The 16,238-nt window shown below is 64.0% G+C and carries 17 protein-coding genes; 11 read left to right on the top strand and 6 right to left on the bottom strand.

Annotated elements, in window-relative coordinates:
* The first annotated feature begins 46 nt into the window (after positions 1-46).
* On the top strand, positions 47-676 hold the full coding sequence (locus GY791_14200; protein MCP4329575.1) for a MarC family protein: 630 nt from the start codon (positions 47-49) through the stop codon (positions 674-676).
* A gap of 4 nt (positions 677-680) precedes the next feature.
* Here the strand turns inward: GY791_14200 and GY791_14195 are convergent, their stop codons facing one another.
* The 3 genes from GY791_14195 to GY791_14185 are packed head-to-tail and all read right to left on the bottom strand — an operon-like array spanning position 681 to position 2,390.
* Positions 681-1,607 carry a branched-chain amino acid transferase gene (locus GY791_14195; protein ID MCP4329574.1) on the bottom strand — a complete coding sequence of 309 codons (927 nt, stop codon included), beginning with the start codon at positions 1,605-1,607 and terminating at the stop codon, positions 681-683.
* A gap of 5 nt (positions 1,608-1,612) precedes the next feature.
* Positions 1,613-2,014 (bottom strand): hypothetical protein, encoded by a 402-nt coding sequence (locus tag GY791_14190; protein MCP4329573.1) that lies wholly within the window; start codon positions 2,012-2,014, stop codon positions 1,613-1,615.
* 25 nt (positions 2,015-2,039) lie between these two features.
* Complete coding sequence (locus tag GY791_14185) at positions 2,040-2,390, bottom strand: TraR/DksA family transcriptional regulator (GenBank protein ID MCP4329572.1); 351 nt, start codon at positions 2,388-2,390, stop codon at positions 2,040-2,042.
* A gap of 133 nt (positions 2,391-2,523) precedes the next feature.
* Between GY791_14185 and GY791_14180 the strand changes: the two genes are divergently transcribed.
* The 5 genes from GY791_14180 (at position 2,524) to GY791_14160 (ending at position 7,754) form a co-directional block, all read left to right on the top strand.
* Positions 2,524-3,390 (top strand): sterol desaturase family protein, encoded by an 867-nt coding sequence (locus GY791_14180; GenBank protein ID MCP4329571.1) that lies wholly within the window; start codon positions 2,524-2,526, stop codon positions 3,388-3,390.
* A 37-nt stretch (positions 3,391-3,427) separates the two neighbouring features.
* On the top strand, positions 3,428-4,351 hold the full coding sequence (locus tag GY791_14175) for a DMT family transporter (protein ID MCP4329570.1): 924 nt from the start codon (positions 3,428-3,430) through the stop codon (positions 4,349-4,351).
* 62 nt (positions 4,352-4,413) lie between these two features.
* On the top strand, positions 4,414-5,742 hold the full coding sequence (locus GY791_14170; GenBank protein MCP4329569.1) for a DUF1800 domain-containing protein: 1,329 nt from the start codon (positions 4,414-4,416) through the stop codon (positions 5,740-5,742).
* Positions 5,739-6,917, top strand: coding sequence for a DUF1501 domain-containing protein (locus GY791_14165; GenBank protein MCP4329568.1), 1,179 nt, complete (start codon positions 5,739-5,741; stop codon positions 6,915-6,917). Before GY791_14170 ends, GY791_14165 begins: the two co-directional genes overlap by 4 nt.
* Positions 6,918-6,977: 60 nt before the next feature.
* On the top strand, positions 6,978-7,754 hold the full coding sequence (locus tag GY791_14160; protein MCP4329567.1) for a DUF1194 domain-containing protein: 777 nt from the start codon (positions 6,978-6,980) through the stop codon (positions 7,752-7,754).
* Here GY791_14160 and GY791_14155 read toward each other — a convergent pair.
* Together GY791_14155 and GY791_14150 are read right to left on the bottom strand one after the other, a co-directional pair.
* Positions 7,688-8,713 carry a histone deacetylase family protein gene (locus GY791_14155; protein MCP4329566.1) on the bottom strand — a complete coding sequence of 342 codons (1,026 nt, stop codon included), beginning with the start codon at positions 8,711-8,713 and terminating at the stop codon, positions 7,688-7,690. The two genes, GY791_14160 and GY791_14155, sit on opposite strands and share 67 nt — an antisense overlap.
* Before the next feature lie 16 nt (positions 8,714-8,729).
* Positions 8,730-9,371, bottom strand: a complete 642-nt coding sequence (locus GY791_14150) for a hypothetical protein (GenBank protein MCP4329565.1) — start codon at positions 9,369-9,371, stop codon at positions 8,730-8,732.
* A gap of 363 nt (positions 9,372-9,734) precedes the next feature.
* Between GY791_14150 and GY791_14145 the strand changes: the two genes are divergently transcribed.
* The 5 genes from GY791_14145 (at position 9,735) to GY791_14125 (ending at position 14,892) form a co-directional block, all read left to right on the top strand.
* Positions 9,735-10,682 (top strand): UbiA prenyltransferase family protein, encoded by a 948-nt coding sequence (locus GY791_14145; GenBank protein ID MCP4329564.1) that lies wholly within the window; start codon positions 9,735-9,737, stop codon positions 10,680-10,682.
* A 116-nt stretch (positions 10,683-10,798) separates the two neighbouring features.
* Positions 10,799-11,449 (top strand): class I SAM-dependent methyltransferase, encoded by a 651-nt coding sequence (locus GY791_14140; protein ID MCP4329563.1) that lies wholly within the window; start codon positions 10,799-10,801, stop codon positions 11,447-11,449.
* 641 nt (positions 11,450-12,090) lie between these two features.
* Positions 12,091-13,158: a hypothetical protein gene (locus GY791_14135; protein ID MCP4329562.1), complete on the top strand. Its 1,068-nt coding sequence runs from the start codon at positions 12,091-12,093 to the stop codon at positions 13,156-13,158.
* Positions 13,159-13,201: 43 nt separating this feature from the next.
* The gene (locus GY791_14130; protein MCP4329561.1) at positions 13,202-13,627 is read left to right on the top strand and encodes a hypothetical protein; all 426 of its coding nucleotides are present in this window, start codon (positions 13,202-13,204) and stop codon (positions 13,625-13,627) included.
* Positions 13,628-13,677: 50 nt separating this feature from the next.
* Complete coding sequence (locus tag GY791_14125) at positions 13,678-14,892, top strand: cytochrome P450 (GenBank protein MCP4329560.1); 1,215 nt, start codon at positions 13,678-13,680, stop codon at positions 14,890-14,892.
* On the opposite strand, the gene GY791_14120 is transcribed toward GY791_14125, so the two are convergent.
* Positions 14,889-16,226 (bottom strand): HlyD family type I secretion periplasmic adaptor subunit, encoded by a 1,338-nt coding sequence (locus GY791_14120; GenBank protein MCP4329559.1) that lies wholly within the window; start codon positions 16,224-16,226, stop codon positions 14,889-14,891. The two genes, GY791_14125 and GY791_14120, sit on opposite strands and share 4 nt — an antisense overlap.
* Positions 16,227-16,238: the final 12 nt, after the last annotated feature.

Below are 16,238 nucleotides of genomic sequence, written 5' to 3'. Positions count from 1 at the left end.
CCCTGATATCGAGAGGCGGAACTACGCTCCACCGAGGCCCACCACGATGTTCGATCTCGCCCTGGTCGCCTTCACCACGCTGTTCGCGACGATCGGCCCGATCGATGCGGCGGTGGTGTTCGCCGCCATCACCGCCAACGCGTCCGCCCGGGATCGCCGCCACATGGCGATCCGCGGCGCTCTGATCGCGACCGGAATTCTCCTCGTCTTCGCACTCGGCGGCGACTTCGTGCTCGAGCGGCTCGGCGTCACGTTGTCCGGCCTGCGCGTCGGCGGCGGTATCCTGCTGATGTTGATGGCGATCGATATGGTTTTCGGCCGGGTGTCGACCGCTTCGAGCACCACTGCCGATGAAGCCGCCGAAGCCACGACCCGGACCGACGTCTCCGTTTTTCCGCTGGCGACGCCGCTCCTCGCCGGCCCCGGCGCGCTCGGTGCCATCGTTCTGTTGATGGGAAATGTCGAGGACGATTACGCCAAGCAGGCGGTCGTGATCGGTGTCATGATCGGCATTATGGTGTTGGCGTTGGTCGTGTTGTTGGGCGCGACACAAATCCACCGGTTTCTCAGCCGCACCGCGCTCAATGTCATCACCCGCGTCTTCGGCGTCCTGCTGGCCGCGCTCGCCGCCCAGTTCATCCTCGACGGGATCAAGAACAGCGGCGCGTTTTCGTGACCGGTCAGTCGATCGGCGTCGTCCATGCCGGGTCGTCGTGCTTGCGCCAATAAAGCTCGGTCAGCTCCCGGGTCACGGGCCCCGGCCGGCCGTCACCGATCGCTCCGCCGTCGACCCGGGTGACCGGCATGATGCCGCCGGCGGTGGAGGTGATGAAGATTTCGTCGGCGTCCAGGACCGACGGTATGTCGACCACGCCCTGCTCGGCGGCGATGCCCAGCTCGGCGCAAAGATCGAGGGCGGTCTGCCGGGTAATCCCCTGCAGCACGCCGCGCACCGGTGTGGCGACGCGGCCGTCCTTGACGACGAACAGATTGAACCCCGGGCCCTCGCTTAGATTGCCGGCGAGGTCGACCAGCACGACGTTCTCGGCGCCCCTGTCGTAGGCCTCGAACATGCCGGCGACGAGATCGAGCCAGTGGTAGTTCTTGACCGTCGGGTCGACCGATTCGGGAGGAATGCGCGGCACCCGGCTGATGGCGATGTCGAGACCCCGCGCCCGCTGTTCCTCGTCGGCGATCCAGCCGAAGGGAATGGCGAAGGCGATGAAGCGGTTGACGGCATCGCGCGGATCGCGGCTGAAGGTCGGTGACACGCCGCGGGTGCAGATCATCTCGACATAGGCGTCGTCGAGCCCCGAGCGGCGCACGCACTCGGCCAGGATGGCGGCGATCTCGTCGCGGTCATAGGGTACCGTTAGCCGGAGTTTGGCCAGGGAATTGAGGAAGCGGTCGAGATGGAGGTCGAGGCGGAAAAAGCGCCGGCGCCACACGTGGACCACGTCGTAGGTCGCATCGGAGCGCAGGAACCCCCAATCGAGGACGGAGATCTTGGCCTCCGACATGGGACAAAAAGTGCCATCGCAGAAGGCGATACCGTTCGGATAGCGGATCGCGGCGGCGGTGGACGCGGGGGCGGCGAGATCGTTCATCGTTCCTATCCGTGTAGCATTGTCATGCCGAGGCCGAACGCCATCACCGACAGAAAGACCGTGTTCTTGAGATAGCGCAGGAAGGCGCGCTCGGCGGCGATGTCCTCCTGGCGCTTGCCCTCGGCTGCCAATTGGCGAAGGTGGTTGGCACGGGCCTGCTCATAGAGGGCGTCGGCGTAGGGCGTGCGGCGATAGTCCGGATAGGCGATGTCGCCGTCTTCGTCGCTTTGTACCATCCGATGATCGTTGACGAACCACAGTCCAAACAATCCGACCAGACCGACGCCAAGCCAGCCGATCACGGCATAGCCGGCGATACCGGCCGCCGCCGCGGCGGCGAACAGCGCGGCCGTGTATTTGAGGGTCGCCCGATCGTCCCGCGGGGTTATCGCCGGTGTCGTGCTCATGCTGGTTGCGGTGCTCGCAACATAACTACCCCCCGCGCGCGCAATTGACGCAGGTCGCGATCGCCGGGTCGAAATCGAGGCGGGCCGCCGGAATCGGTTCCTCGCAGGCGACGCAGTACCCGTAGTCTCCGGCGGCGCATCGCTTGAGCGCGTTGTCGATGCGCTCCAGCTCGACGAGGCGCCGCCGCGCCGCCTCGTTGGCCATGGCCTGGGCTTGAAGCGCATCCATCCGGGACAACCGGCCTTGCCGCTGCTGGTCGAGTTCGACCGTCGCGCGCTCCGCCGATGTCGCGTCGACAAGCTGCTCGAGTTCGTCCTTGCGCGCCAACAGGCGGTTCTCGTATTTACCGGCGTCCGCGGCCGCGTCGGTTTCCATGATCGACATCATATCGGATGGCGCGGTCTTGGGAATAGGGCCGCCATCGCATATTTTTTGTGGACCCCGGACCGGGACCGCCGGTAAAAACGTGTGGCTGAGCGCCCAGCGGGGGTCGAGTGGGAAGAGGGGAATGCGGACGGTCATCTCGTACGTCATCTGGCCATTGCTACTCGGCATTGCGATCAGCGCGCTGTCTGTCGGCTTCGTTTTCGGCCATCCGGTCATTGCCTTCAACTTGAGCTATCTCACTCTGGCGGGTGTTCTTCTCATCCTCGAGCGGGTCATGCCCCACGAAGAGCGATGGTTGTCCTATGACGGACAACTGGTCGCAGATCTCGGCCATACCCTGCTCAGCAAGACGGCGGTCCAGGTCCTGGTCGTATCGCTGGCGATGATCGGCGCCACCGAGATGGTGTCGCCGACCGGCGCCACGTGGTGGCCGGGCGAATGGCCGTTGTGGGCGCAGATTCTGATCGGCCTGGTCGCGGCCGAATTCGGCTTCTACTGGGCCCACCGGCTGGCCCACGAATGGCCGCTGCTGTGGCGATTCCATGCCATCCACCATAGCGCCAAGCGTTTGTGGGTGGTCAACACCGGCCGCTTCCACTTCGTCGATACGATCGTCAGCACGAGCTTCGGCCTGGCCGTGGCATTCCTCGTCGGCGCTCCGGAATCGGTGATCATGTGGGTCAGCGCGATCACCGCCTATATCGGTGTGCTGACCCATTGCAATATCGCGATGCGCGGCGGCATCCTGAGTTATGTCTTCAACACCCCGGAACTTCACCGCTGGCACCATTCGATGGTGCCCGAGGAGGGCAACCGCAACTACGGCGAGAATCTGATGCTGTTCGATCAGATCTTCGGCACTTACATCAATCCCGACCGGCGTCCGCCGGCCGAGATCGGAATCCACGATTCCATGCCGGCCTCGCTGCTGGGTCAGGTGACCTACCCCTTTCGGTCGCGACGCCCGACCGCGCCCGCCGCCGAGTAGGGCCGGGACCGGCACGGCGTCCGCCGCATTTCGCCCGATGACCGTCTCTCTGCCGCCGGGTCGGGACACTCATGTGGTCGCCGCCGGCGATCGCCCGCTCCTCGGCGTCGGCCTGTTGCTGGTCGCCTACACCATCATTCCCGGGCTCGATGCCATCGCCAAGCATCTCGCCGCGACCTATCCGGTCCTCGAGGTGGTCTGGGCGCGGTTCTTTTTTCACTTTCTGTTGCTGGCGCCATTCGCGCTGTGGCGCTATGGCTGGCGCGGGTTATGGCCGCCGAACCCGGTGCTTCAAGTCATTCGCGGCGGCTTCCTGCTCGGCGCGACGATTTGCTTTTTCGCCGCCCTCAAGACTCTGCCGATCGCCGACACCCTGGGCATCTTCTTCGTTTCGCCGATGGTCGTCACCCTGCTGTCGGCATTGCTGCTCAAGGAAACGGTCGGCATCCGGCGATGGACCACGGTCGCGATCGGCTTCGTCGGCGTCTGCATCATCATCAGGCCCGGTGCCGGCGTCTTCGAGGAGGGTGCCGTTTTCGCCCTCGGCGCCGGCCTCTGTTATGCGCTTTATGCGATCGCGACCCGCCGGCTGTCACGCACGGCGCCGCCGCTGGTGACACTGACCTATACGGCCTTGCTCGGCGCAATCGTCATGAGCGCGGTGATGCCGTTCGAGTGGGTCACGCCGCGGGGCGGCGACATCGGGTGGATGGTGCTGCTCGGGGCGACCGCGGCGAGCGGCCATTTCTTTATCATCAAGGCTTACGAGCAGGCCCCGGCATCGTTTCTGGCGCCCTATGGCTATGCCGAGATCGTCAGCGCGGCGGTGATCGGCTACCTCGTTTTCGGAAATTTTCCGGATGGTTGGACCTGGGTCGGGATCTTCATTCTCATCGCCAGCGGAATCTACCTTTCGATACGGGAGCGCAAGGTCCGGGGTCGATTGCGCGTGCGCGCATGAAAATTGGGCGTCGCCCGTGATATCAGGATGGGACCGCGAATTTCGAGGTGCGACCAACCCCGATGAGCACGACCGCCGCTTTCATCGCCGCCACCCGCTTTGGCTTGGGCCCCGGCCCGGGGGAACTGGAGAAACTGGCGCCGGCGCCGCAACAGGTGCTCGAGACCCAGCTCGGAGCAGCCGGCCGCGTGCCGGCCGAATTGCGCGATTTCCAGCGCACTCCCGAAATCGTCAAGCAATTCCAAAAGGGCGGGAGAAAGCGCGACCGGGATGATTTAAAGGAGACCAAGCGGCGCATGCGCCAACTCTACATGGACGAGGCCGGTGCGCGTACATTGGCCGCGATCCGCAGCGATGCGCCGTTGGTCGAGCGTTTGGTCGCCTTTTGGAGCAATCACTTCACGGTGTCGATCCGCAAGCCGCTGCTCAGTGGTGTCGCCGGCGCCTACGAGCGCGAGGCGATTCGGCCCCATGTCGGCGGCAGGTTCGCGGACATGCTGCTCGCCGTCACTCAACACCCGGCGATGCTCTACTACCTCGACAACCATCTATCCTTTGGCCCCAATTCCGTCGTCGGGCGCCGCCGCGACAAAGGACTCAACGAGAACCTGGCCCGCGAAATCCTCGAACTCCATACCCTCGGTGTCGACGGCGGTTACGGCCAACGCGACGTCGAAGCGCTGGCGCGAATCCTCACCGGGTGGTCGGCGGGACGCCGCGGCGAGGCGAATAGCGGGACCTTTCGGTTCTATGACCTGGCGCACGAGCCGGGGGCGAAGTCCCTGCTCGGCCGGAACTATGCGGAAGGCGGCGAGGAGGAGGGCCGGCGGGCGCTGTTCGACCTGGCGCGGCACCCGGCTACGGCGCACCATATCGCGACCAAACTCGCCCGCCATTTCATCGCCGATGATCCGCCGGCCACCGCCGTCAACCGGCTGGCACGCCTGTTTCTCGACACCGATGGCGACCTCGGCGCGATGGCGCGCGGGTTGATCGCCGCGCCCGAGGCGTGGCAGCAGCCGTTGGCCAAGATCAAGAGTCCCAATGACTATGTCGTCTCGGCGCTGAGACCGGTCGGGTTTACCGGCGCCAGCAAACGATTGGTCGAGTCCTTGAGTCTGCTCGGCCAAGCGCCTTTCGACGCGCCGTCTCCGGCGGGTTGGCCGGATACGGCGGAGGCGTGGCTGGGCCCGAATGCCCTGATGCACCGGATCGAATGGGCCTACGCGGTCGCCGAACGGACCGGCGGGGCCGTGCCGCCCGGGCCGGTCATGGATCAGACCATAGGCCCGGTCGTTTCCCCGGCCACGCGCCAGGCCATCGCTCGGGCGGCCGACAGCCAGCAGGCGTTCGCGCTGCTCCTGGCCAGTCCCGAATTCCAGCGGAGATGAATGCCATGCCGAGCCGCCGCACCGTGCTCAAATCCTTCGCCGCTGCCGCCGCCCTATCGCTGCCGCGGCTATCCCTCGCTCAGGTCCCGGGCGCCCATCGATTCGTTCTGGTCGTTTTACGCGGTGGCCTCGACGGCCTGGCGGCGGTGCCGCCGGTCGGCGATCCGCAATACGGCGCCCGGCGGGGCGCCTTGGCCTTGTCCGCCAACGAGGCCTTGCCGCTCGACGGGTTTTTCGCTCTTCATCCGTCACTCGAGAAACTTCATGCCGCCTACGCCCGGGGTGAAATGCTGGCGATCCATGCCACCGCGTCGCCGTACCGCAACCGTTCCCATTTCGACGGTCAGGACCTGCTCGAAAACGGCACCACACGCCCCCATGCGGCAACCGACGGTTGGCTCAACCGCACGGTGGCGGCGCTGGGCGGCAGCGGTGCGGCCGCACTCGCCGTCGGCCAGACCGTGCCCCTGGTGCTGCGCGGCGATATCGCCGTCGCCAACTGGGCGCCTTCGGTGCTGCCGACGCCGGACGAGGCCTTTTTCGAACGGCTTGGCGACCTGTACAGCAACGACCCGGTCTTCGGCCCGGCCTTCGCCGAGGCGATGCGGACCCAAGACATGGGCGGCGCCATGGACGGCCGCCGTCCGGGCCGGGGTGCGGCGGCGTTCGGCACCATGGCGACGGTTGCCGGCCGGATGCTGTCCGAGCCGTCGGGCCCCCGGCTCGCGGTCATGGAAATGGGCGGCTGGGACACCCATGCCAACCAGGGCACCGTGCGCGGCCGTCTGGCCAACAATTTGGCCGGGCTCGACGCCGGGCTCGACAAGCTGAGGCTCGCCCTGGGAAGCGCCTGGCCGGAAACGGTGGTCGTGGCGGTTACCGAGTTTGGACGGACGGCGGCGGCGAACGGTACCGGTGGCACCGATCACGGCACCGCCGGGGTGGCGCTGATGGTCGGCGGCGGCGTACGCGGCGGGCGGGTGGTCGCGGATTGGCCGGGACTGGCGTCCGGCGACCTGCACGAGGGTCGCGACCTGCGGCCGACCCTCGATTTGCGTTCGGTTTTCAAAGGCATCCTGGCCGATCACCTGAGCGTCGGGAACGCGGCGCTCGACCGCTCCGTTTTTCCGGACAGCGGCGGCGCGCGTCCTATGCCGGGTCTGGTGCTGCCCTGACATACTGCGCCCTCGACGAGGGTAGCGCTGCCGCGGTGGCGGTGCCATCCTGCGGCGGCCATGATTTCGCGTTCCGGTATTGCGTTGGCGGTCCTTGCGCCGATCATTCTCTGGCTTGTCTCGCCGAGCCTGGCGGCGCAGCGCGTCGATCAGGAATTGGTGTTGGCCGTCGACACTTCGTCGAGCGTTTCGTACCGCGAATACCGCTTTCAAATGGAAGGCTACGCGGCGGCGTTCCGCAACCAGACGCTAATCGATACGATTTTCGAAGCGGCGCCCGATGGCGTCGCCGTCGCGTTGGTCCATTGGTCCGGTGCCCGTGAGCAGCGCGTGGCGGTGGAATGGACCCGTGTGCACGATGCGGCCAGCGCGCTTGGTTTTGCCGAAAGAATCGCGCTCACGAGGCGGACGTTCCTGACCGGGCAAACCGATATCGCCGCGGCGATTCGATATGCGACTCGCCTTTTCCCCAATAACCCTTTCGACGGCCCGCGCTGGACCATCGACATCTCCGGCGACGGCCGCTCAAATCAGGGCGAACACCCGGTTGCGGCTCGTGACGAAGCCGTCTCCAGCGGCATCGTCATCAACGGCCTGCCGATTTTGAGCGACGTCAAATTGCTCGACCGTTACTACCTCGACAATGTGATCGGCGGCACCGGGTCTTTCGCCCTGACGGCCGACCGCTTCGAGGATTTCGAAGTCGCGGTTCTCAAGAAGCTGATAAATGAAATCGCCGGAAATGCGATCGCCGATTCCGGTCCGCCCCCTTACAGCGCTGAATCAACCCCGGCGATGAAGCTGACCAGGTTGTCGCCGAGCGACCGGCTGAGGTAGCCGCCTTCCTGAACCAGCACCAGGGGCAGGCCAAGTCGCGCGATGGCGGTGCCGACCTGCCCAAAACCCGCGGTCGTCACGGCGAGTCCGGCGAACGGGTCGTCCTCCGAGGCGTCGAAACCCAGCGATACAAGGACCGCGGCGGGCGCGAATTCACGGACCGCGGCGAGAATTTCATCGACCGCGGCCATAAAGTCGCCGTCACCGCTGCCCAGCGGCAACGGCTTGTTCAGTGTCGTGCCCTTGCCGGGCCCGTCGCCGGTTTCCGACGCATAGCCGGCGAAGAAGGGATAGAAGGCATTGGGGTCGGCGTGAACAGAGGCGAAGAAGACGTCATCGCGGCGGTAGAAAATGCCCTGGGTGCCGTTGCCGTGATGGACGTCGATGTCGATGATGGCGAGCCGATCGAATTCGCGCCGCATGTCCTCGGCGGCGATCGCGATGTTGTTGAGGTAACAGAAGCCGCCGGCTAAGTCGGAATAGCAATGATGCCCCGGTGGCCTCGACAGCGCGTAGGCCGCGCGTTCGCCGCCCTGAACCAGCCGCGCCGCGTGGATCGCCGCGTCGGCGCTGGCGCAGGCGGCCTGCCAAGTTCCGCGACCGATCGGGCAGGAGGTGTCGGCGATGAACCAGCCGACCTGGCCGACGATGTGGGCCGGCCGGCCCTGCATGTGGCGGACCGGATGAATACTCGGCATGATCTGGGGCGAGGCATTTTCCAACGCCTGCCACCTCTCGTGCGCGGTTTCGAGAAACGCCAGATAATCCCGGTCATGGACCGCTTCACGGGGCGTCGCACCGAAACTCTCCGCCGCCACGATCTCGTGACCGGCACTGCGCGCCGCGCGCAACAGCACTTCGGCTCTTTCCGGCACCTCACGGGCGCCTGATCGGTTGCCGCGGATGTAATAGAAATCTGGCTGATGGAGCGCCTGCGCCTCGGGATAGACGACCTTCACGGTCGCAACATCCGCGCTATTTCAGGATCCAATCGATCTTCGATCCGCGCTTTTCAAACGAGATCTTCAATGGGCTCCCTTCGGAATCGTACCACAGGTCGTAGTCCAAATCGCCGGACATCCGGTAGTGCTCGGCGTCATAGCTGCGTTCGTCGATCCACAGCGTTTCGACGCTCGGAGACGAGATCGATACATCGTAGGTCTCGTCGACCACGCCGCTGAAATAGGAATTGTTGGCGAGGATCAGGTCGCGGTCCCAGAAGCTGACAAGGCCGGTTCCGTTGTCGAACGAATCGGTACGCCCATTGACGTTGCGCAAGAAACCATCGTCCGTGGCCCAACCCTTAATCGTGTATTCGTCACCGTCATCGTTGGTCGTCGATTCGATGCTGACCAGACTGCCATTCCGCCACACTTCGTCGCGTTCGTGCTCGAAACGGAATGCGGTGATAAATGCGATCCGGACCTCAATATCGGTTTTGACGTTGACCCTGGTCTGGTCCTGGTCTTGGGAAATCGTAAAAATATGGCTGCCGATCTGATCGCCGTCGCGCAGGACACGATATTCCAGAATCTCGGTGATGCCGTCTTCGGCCGTCGCAGCGACAGGCGCCACCAACAAGCAACTCAACACCAAAGACCGAACCGCCTTACTCATTGGAACACCTCACTTATTGGGCCGTCGCCCGGGGCGATAGCCGGCACCAAACGCATTTTCGGTCGGCGATATGTCTACTGTGCCAAACCGCGAGCCATCTGCCAACACCAATGTCGGCCCCGTGGGGGGCCGACCGCGCTCCGTACATGGGGAGAATTGCCCTTATTTTCCAGGGGTGAAGCGGCGAAAACGGCAGGCCGACCGTAGCCGCGACCGGCCTGGGCGCCGGCGCCTTTACGTAGCGAAATTGTTAACTTCTTGTGGCTAGGTTCAAATCGCGGAAATTCACCACGATGCGTGCGATTGGCAATGGACCAGCATCAAGCAATGCGCCCGCCTAGAGTAGCCATCGATTGGCCAATCTTGAGCCCGGCGACCAAAGCGCGAAGCACCATCGGCGGTGGCGCCGCTCCGTCGCGGCATATCGGGCGTACCGCCGCCGCGTTGCTGACCCTGACGCGGCCATGGCAGTGGATCAAGAACGGATTCGTCGCGGCGCCGGTCTTCTTCGCCGGTCAAATCCTGATCGTCGGCCAAGTCTGGGTGGCCGTGGTCGCCACCCTTGTCTTTACGCTGATATCGGCCGCGGTCTATGTGTTCAACGATATCCACGATGCCGCCGACGATCGTGACCACCCGCTCAAGCGAGGCCGGCCCATTGCCGCCGGTGCGGTGACACCTCGGCAGGCCTGGATACTGTTCGCCGGGTTGCTGTCGGCGGCCGGCGTGGCGATGCTGGTTTCCGGGCTGGGCCCGATATTCGCCCTGGTCGCCGCCGCATACATTGCCGTCAATATCGCATATTCGATATGGCTCAAGCATGTCGCGCTCATCGAGATGTTCGTCGTCGCCAGCGGCTACGTTCTACGTTTGTTGGCCGGCAGCGCGGCGATCGGCGTTACGGCGTCGCCTTGGATTTTGAGTATGACGGCACTGCTCGCCTTGTTCCTCGTCGTCGGCAAGCGGCGCGCCGACCTCGCGCAAGCCGGAGATGGCCGCGCCGCCGCTTGCCGCCCCGTCCTGTCGGCCTATAACAAATCCTTCCTCGACCTCCTGCTCGGCGTCGCCGCCGCGACGACCCTGCTGAGCTACGTTCTCTTTTGTGTCTCGGGCTATGCCATGACCCGGGTCGGATCGCCTTATCTTATCGCGACGGCGATCTTCGTCGCGCTCGGATTGTTCCGTTATCTTCAATTGGTCGTCGTGACCGAGACGCCCGATGCCCCAGCCGAACTGGTGCTCCAGGATCCGATGATCCGCACGTCCGTGGTGTGCTGGGTTTTGACTTACGCGGTCCTGTTCTACCTGTGACGTCAACCACCGAAAGTGTCGGACAACGATACGCCGGGTCGCCGACATCGGCGCGCGGAACGCTTGAGCCGGTCTCCACTTTGTCCGCCAAAAGCTCGCGCGACGGAGGAACGGCCGTGTCATCGACACTGACCAGGAAGGCCCTGTCGGCCAAACTCGGCGGCCGCATCGGCGCGTTCGGTTTGCTCGATCGCCTGAAAGTCCGCTATCGCCCGTTCGTCGTGCCGCTGCACGAGGTTCTCGCCCGAATTCCGACCGGCGCACGACTGTTCGATATCGGCTGCGGCAACGGAACCCTGCTTTATCTGGCGCTTGAATACCGGCGCTGCCGAGCCGCCCACGGTTACGACATTTCGGCCGACGCGGTCAGTAATGCCGGATCTCTGATCGGCGCGGACGACAGGGTACGAGTTCGCCTGACGGCACCGGACGACGCATTGCCGGACCTCGACGACTACGATGTCGTCACATTGATCGATGTGCTGCACCATGTGGCGGCGGCGCGCCAGGAAGCCTTCCTCCGCGACCTGGCGTCGGCTTTGCGGCCGGGTGCTCGGCTTATCGTCATGGATATCGACGCCGACCGCAGAATGGGCAGCGCCCTCAATCAGATCCACGATTTGGTTCTGAGCCGTGAATGGGTGCAGCCGCGACGGGCCGCGGACATCGCCGCAATCCTCGCGGACTGCGGATTGAACGTAAGCCCGCCGTCGCATCATCGGTCGCTCTGGTATCCCCACTATTTGCTGACAGCACACCGGCCGTAAGCGGTAGGCCGCGAGCCGGTCTTGGTCGCGGTCGGGCGCGAATCGAACCGACCAGTCCCGGCATTGGTTTCCGCGGTCAAAATGGCCTTGTGCTTCGTTGGCCGCCGGGGGTATGCAACCCGTGCGCACCCTGGGGCGGGACCGAATGATACAGCGCACGTTTGCGGTTATTTTGATCGTGGCGGCCTTGGGGCTGCCGATTGTCGATAGCTATACCTACTGTCTCTTTGTCCTCGGCCTGTTCTGCGCCGCCTTCGGCGAACCGTCGCGGAAAGTCGCACGCCCGATCATTGCCGCCGCAATCGTGCTGGCCGCGGTTGTCGCGCAGCATAGCTTGCCCCGTGCGGCGATCGAGGAGGGGCACAACGTCTACCTCAAGACCGATCAGGCGCCGATCTTTCGGGCGGCGCTTCCGGGTGTTGTCGCCGCCGAATTGGAAACCGCCTTCGAAGCGCGTTATCCGCCCGACAAATGGTGCACGCGAAAGGCCGGATGCTGGCGCCACCAAAACCAATGGCCGACGGAAATCTTCGCGTTTTCAGCCGACTCGGTATGGCGGCCGGCGGCCCTATTCGCGAACCGTCGACCGCATCGATTTCGCCGGTCTGCGATCCTTCCGCGGCGGGTTCGTCAACGAGAAGATGTACAACTGGTACGACGGTCGCAGCGACGTCAAACGCAAGGAAATGCCCTTCTTCGTCATGTACGAGCTCTCCGACGCCAGCGTCGGCAGTGCGTTGTGCTGGCGCGGCGTGGTGTTTTGGCCCGGCGCCGGCGGCGGCTTCGATCGGTTGGCCAACGGCGCATGGGATTGCCGTGCGATCACGGCCGCGGACGCCGGGCGGCAGGTTTACGGGATTGCGGTCTCCTACGATCCGCCGCTGGCGATGCGCCTCGATCCGTCGACGGCGTTGTGGTCGTCCGCGGTTGTCGAAGACCTGACAAAAGCGGTCGCCGTGCTGTGTATTGTTCTTTTGATCTTCGACCTAAGAATCGCCGGTGAGAGGCGCCGCACGGCGATGGTCGTTGGCGTCGGCGCGGGATTGGTGGTGACACTCGAGCTGTTGGGCGGGAATGCGATCGGAGGGTGGTGGCCGTATTCCGGCGGCAATGACGGCCTGACCCACGAAGGCTACGGACACATTGTGCTCGACGCGGCGGTGCGCGGCGATTGGCGGGAGGCGCTGCGCGGCAACGAAACGGTCTACTGGCATATGCCGGGGCTGCGCTATGTACGGGCACTCGGTTCGGTGTTTTTCGGCGATACCTCGTTCGGCTTTCTAACCATCGTGCTGGCCGTGCCGGCCGCGTTCTATCTGTTGTTCCGGACGGTACTTCCGGTGCGGATGGCGCTGATCATGGCGGCGATATTTCTCGTCTTTCCGATTTCCTCGCCGTTCGGCTTTTCCTTTCTCAGCTACATCGACTTGTTTCAACGCGGGCTCGGCGAGGCCATCGCGTACGCCGCCTTCCTGTTCGCGCTGGTCATCTATCTGAACGCCGCCGGCCGCGATTTTGACGGCATCTTGAGATCGGCCTTGTGGGCCAATGCGCTGCTCGCGCTGGCCCTCTTTATCCGCCCCAACCTCGGTCCCGGCACCATCGTATTCCTGGTCGGCTACTTTCTATTCATTGCCGCGCGCGCAAAGGGGAAGCCTCATCGCCGCGGCACTCGTCTTCCTGCCATTGGCGTTGGCCCCGTTTCATAATTTCTATTTTGGCGGCGTTTTTGTGCCAACCACGACGTCGGCGATGCATGAATCCAATCTCCATGCGCCGCCGGCGCTCTACCTCGCCGCCATCGGCGACGTCTTCGCCGGCAATTTCTTGGGAGAAGACTTGGCGCGGGTCGGCAACCACCTCTTCCGCTGGCTCCATATCTCGGGCACCAGCGATTCGTGGTACGGCATCATCCTCAACGCGCTCGCTTTCGTTGGCGCCGTCGCCGCGTTGACGGTGCCGCGGCTGTCGACCCCGACGGTGCGGCTGCTGGCGGCGACCGCGGTCGCCAATCACTGCGTCCTTTTCTTCTGGGAACCGAACCGCCGCTACGCGATGATCGCGTGGACGCTGAGCTACCTGGTTACGGTCGCGGTGGTTCACCGTTGGTGGCTGCGACGACGGCGGTACCCGGCCGGTGCGACCGACGACTACGCCGATACGAAGGCCGAGGCATGAGATATGGGCGCGACATTCATTTGTTTCGACGTTAGTCGGTCGAGGATGGCATGACCGTTTCCTATGACCCCCGGCGACCGGAGATTATTGCCGACCCGTACCCGATCTTCGCGCGCTTGCGATCGGAGGACCCGGTTCACAGAAGCGATGTCTTGGGTGGCTGGGTGCTGACCCGCTATGATGACGTCAAGAAATCACTCAACGACAAACGTCTGTCGGCCGACCGCATTACGCCTTTTCTCCACCACATGACGACGTCGGGCCGTCCCGTTCCGACCCTGGCTCGGATCGTCGGCAACTGGGCGGTGTTCACCGATCCGCCGCGGCACACGCGCCTCAGGGGCTTGATGAACAAGGCCTTCACGCCCCGGGCGGTGGCACGGTTGACGCCGCGCATCATCGCAATCGTCGATCGCCTCATCACCGCTATGGCCGGCAACACCGAGGCCAACCTAATCGCCGACTTCGCCTACCCGTTGCCGGTTACGGTCATCGCCGACATGATCGGCGTGCCCAGCGACGATCAGCATTTGTTCAAGACTTGGTCCGACGAGCTGGCGACCTTCGTCGGCAGCAATTTGCTGAGCCCGGACAAACATGCCCGCGCCGAGGCCGCCGCCGGCGCGATGGCCGATTACTTCCACGATATTATCGCCGAACGCCGTCGCGCGCCGCGGGACGATATCCTCAGCGCCCTCATCGCGGCCGAGGATCGCGGCGATGTTCTCGGCGAGGACGAACTCATCGCCTGTTGCGTGTTGCTGCTGTTCGCCGGCCATGAAACGACGACCAATCTGATCGCCAACGGACTATACGCGATGCTTCGGCACGGTGAATCCTTAGCGGTGTTGAGACAGTCGCCCGAGCCGTTGGATGGCGCCGTCGAGGAGGCGCTGCGTTACGATGGCCCGACCCAGGCCATGGTGCGCATCGCCTTGGAAGACCTCGAAATCGGCGAACGGCGCATCGCGGCCGGTGACCGCCTGTATCTCATGATCAACGCGGCCAATCGGGATGACACGGTGTTTACCGACCCTGACCGGTTCGATGTCCGACGCGAGTCCGCCAATCATATTGCCTTTGGCTACGGCATTCATTTCTGTCTCGGTGCCCCGCTCGCCAGACTGGAGGGACGCTACGCGCTTCACGCGTTGGCTCGGCGTCTCGAACAAGTGGCGCTCGGGGACCGGTCGCCGGAATGGATCGATTCGCTGGTCTTCCGGGGCATGCGATCGCTGCCCATCACCTTTCGCGAGGTGATCTAACGTTCGCTGAGGGCGTTGTAGCGGGCGCGCAGGATCGGCTTCATCAAATAGGCGAGAACCGTCTTCTCGCCGGTCAGGATATCGACCGTGGCGGTCATCCCGGGGATTATCGGCAGTGGGTTTTCTTCCGTGCCCAGGTAATTCCGGTCCGTGCGCAGTCGGATCAGGTAGAAGTCCTCGCGCGGGTTTTCTTCCGATTCGAGCGTGTCGGCGCTGATGTGTTCGACGATCGCGTCGAGCCCGCCGTAGATCGCAAAATCATAGGCGCTGATCTTGACCTTCGCCTTCTGCCCCGGGCTCAGGAAGGCGACATCGTGGGGCTTGATATGGGCCTCGACGACAAGCGTGTCCTCGAGCGGGACGATCTGGACCAAATCCTCGCCCGGCTGGATAACACCGCCGACGGTGGTAACCGAGATATCCTTGACGATACCACGCAGCGGCGCCCGCACCTCGGTACGGAGGACGCGGTCCTTTTCGGCGACCAAAATTTCCTGGAGCGCGGCCAGCGCGGTATTGGTCTTGGTGAACTCGAGCCGTGCCTCGGCACGCGCGTCGAGCTCGACCTCCTCGATTCTTTGACTGGCCTCGGCCAATGCCGATTCCAGTCTCGGTATGGAGAGCCGCGCCGATTCCAATTCGGTCCTCAAATCGTTCGCCTGCCGTTCCAACTGAAGCACGTCAACCCGCGATACGGCACCGTCCGCGAGCAGGGGCTTGGTGATGTCGAGTTCTTCGCGAACGAGGCCGTAGGACCGATTCAGCATGGAGGCGCGCGACTGCAGCTCGCGCAATTCCAATTGCTTCTGCTCTTCCTGGTTCTGGTAGATCTTGGCCTTGTTCGCGATCGACAGCTTGCGCGATTCAAAAAGGGCGAGTTGGTCGGCGACGACCCCCGGCGCTTCCTCGATGACCTGTGCCGGGAAATCCGGCGCCTCGGCACCCTCGGATTCTGCCTTGAGGCGGGCCGCTTGACCCAAATAGCTTAGATATTGGGCCCGCTTCTCGAGGAAGTCGGATTCGGCAACGGTGTTGTCGATACGCAAAAGAACTTGGCCCGCGTCGACGACCTCGCCGTCGCGCACCAGAATTTCGGCGACGATCCCGCCTTCCAGATTTTGGATCACCTGCACCGACCGCGAGGGGATGACCCGGCCGTCGCCGCGCGTGACCTCGTCGAGCTTGGCGTAGTAGGCCCAGCCGACGAAAGTGGTCAGGAAGATCGCGATGAACACCAACATGATGGTGGCATAACGGTACGTCATGCCCTGGATCGCCGACTGTACGTCCGGCAGCAGATCGATATCTTCGCGGTGCTTGATCTTCTTGGCCATGAAAAAGTCCCG

This window comes from Alphaproteobacteria bacterium, assembly GCA_024244705.1.
Taxonomy (GTDB): Bacteria; Pseudomonadota; Alphaproteobacteria; order JAAEOK01; family JAAEOK01; genus JAAEOK01.
This window is presented reverse-complemented; position numbering and strand designations above follow the sequence as displayed.

Excerpts from the sequence above, each read along its gene's own strand:
- GY791_14200 (MCP4329575.1), top strand. The coding sequence starts at position 47 with ATGTTCGATCTCGCCCTGGTCGCCTTCACCACGCTGTTCGCGACGATC.
- GY791_14195 (MCP4329574.1), bottom strand. The coding sequence starts at position 1,607 with ATGAACGATCTCGCCGCCCCCGCGTCCACCGCCGCCGCGATCCGCTAT.
- GY791_14190 (MCP4329573.1), bottom strand. The coding sequence starts at position 2,014 with ATGAGCACGACACCGGCGATAACCCCGCGGGACGATCGGGCGACCCTC.
- GY791_14185 (MCP4329572.1), bottom strand. The coding sequence starts at position 2,390 with ATGGAAACCGACGCGGCCGCGGACGCCGGTAAATACGAGAACCGCCTG.
- GY791_14180 (MCP4329571.1), top strand. The coding sequence starts at position 2,524 with ATGCGGACGGTCATCTCGTACGTCATCTGGCCATTGCTACTCGGCATT.
- GY791_14175 (MCP4329570.1), top strand. The coding sequence starts at position 3,428 with ATGACCGTCTCTCTGCCGCCGGGTCGGGACACTCATGTGGTCGCCGCC.
- GY791_14170 (MCP4329569.1), top strand. The coding sequence starts at position 4,414 with ATGAGCACGACCGCCGCTTTCATCGCCGCCACCCGCTTTGGCTTGGGC.
- GY791_14165 (MCP4329568.1), top strand. The coding sequence starts at position 5,739 with ATGAATGCCATGCCGAGCCGCCGCACCGTGCTCAAATCCTTCGCCGCT.
- GY791_14160 (MCP4329567.1), top strand. The coding sequence starts at position 6,978 with ATGATTTCGCGTTCCGGTATTGCGTTGGCGGTCCTTGCGCCGATCATT.
- GY791_14150 (MCP4329565.1), bottom strand. The coding sequence starts at position 9,371 with ATGAGTAAGGCGGTTCGGTCTTTGGTGTTGAGTTGCTTGTTGGTGGCG.
- GY791_14135 (MCP4329562.1), top strand. The coding sequence starts at position 12,091 with ATGTACAACTGGTACGACGGTCGCAGCGACGTCAAACGCAAGGAAATG.
- GY791_14130 (MCP4329561.1), top strand. The coding sequence starts at position 13,202 with ATGCATGAATCCAATCTCCATGCGCCGCCGGCGCTCTACCTCGCCGCC.
- GY791_14125 (MCP4329560.1), top strand. The coding sequence starts at position 13,678 with ATGACCGTTTCCTATGACCCCCGGCGACCGGAGATTATTGCCGACCCG.
- GY791_14120 (MCP4329559.1), bottom strand. The coding sequence starts at position 16,226 with ATGGCCAAGAAGATCAAGCACCGCGAAGATATCGATCTGCTGCCGGAC.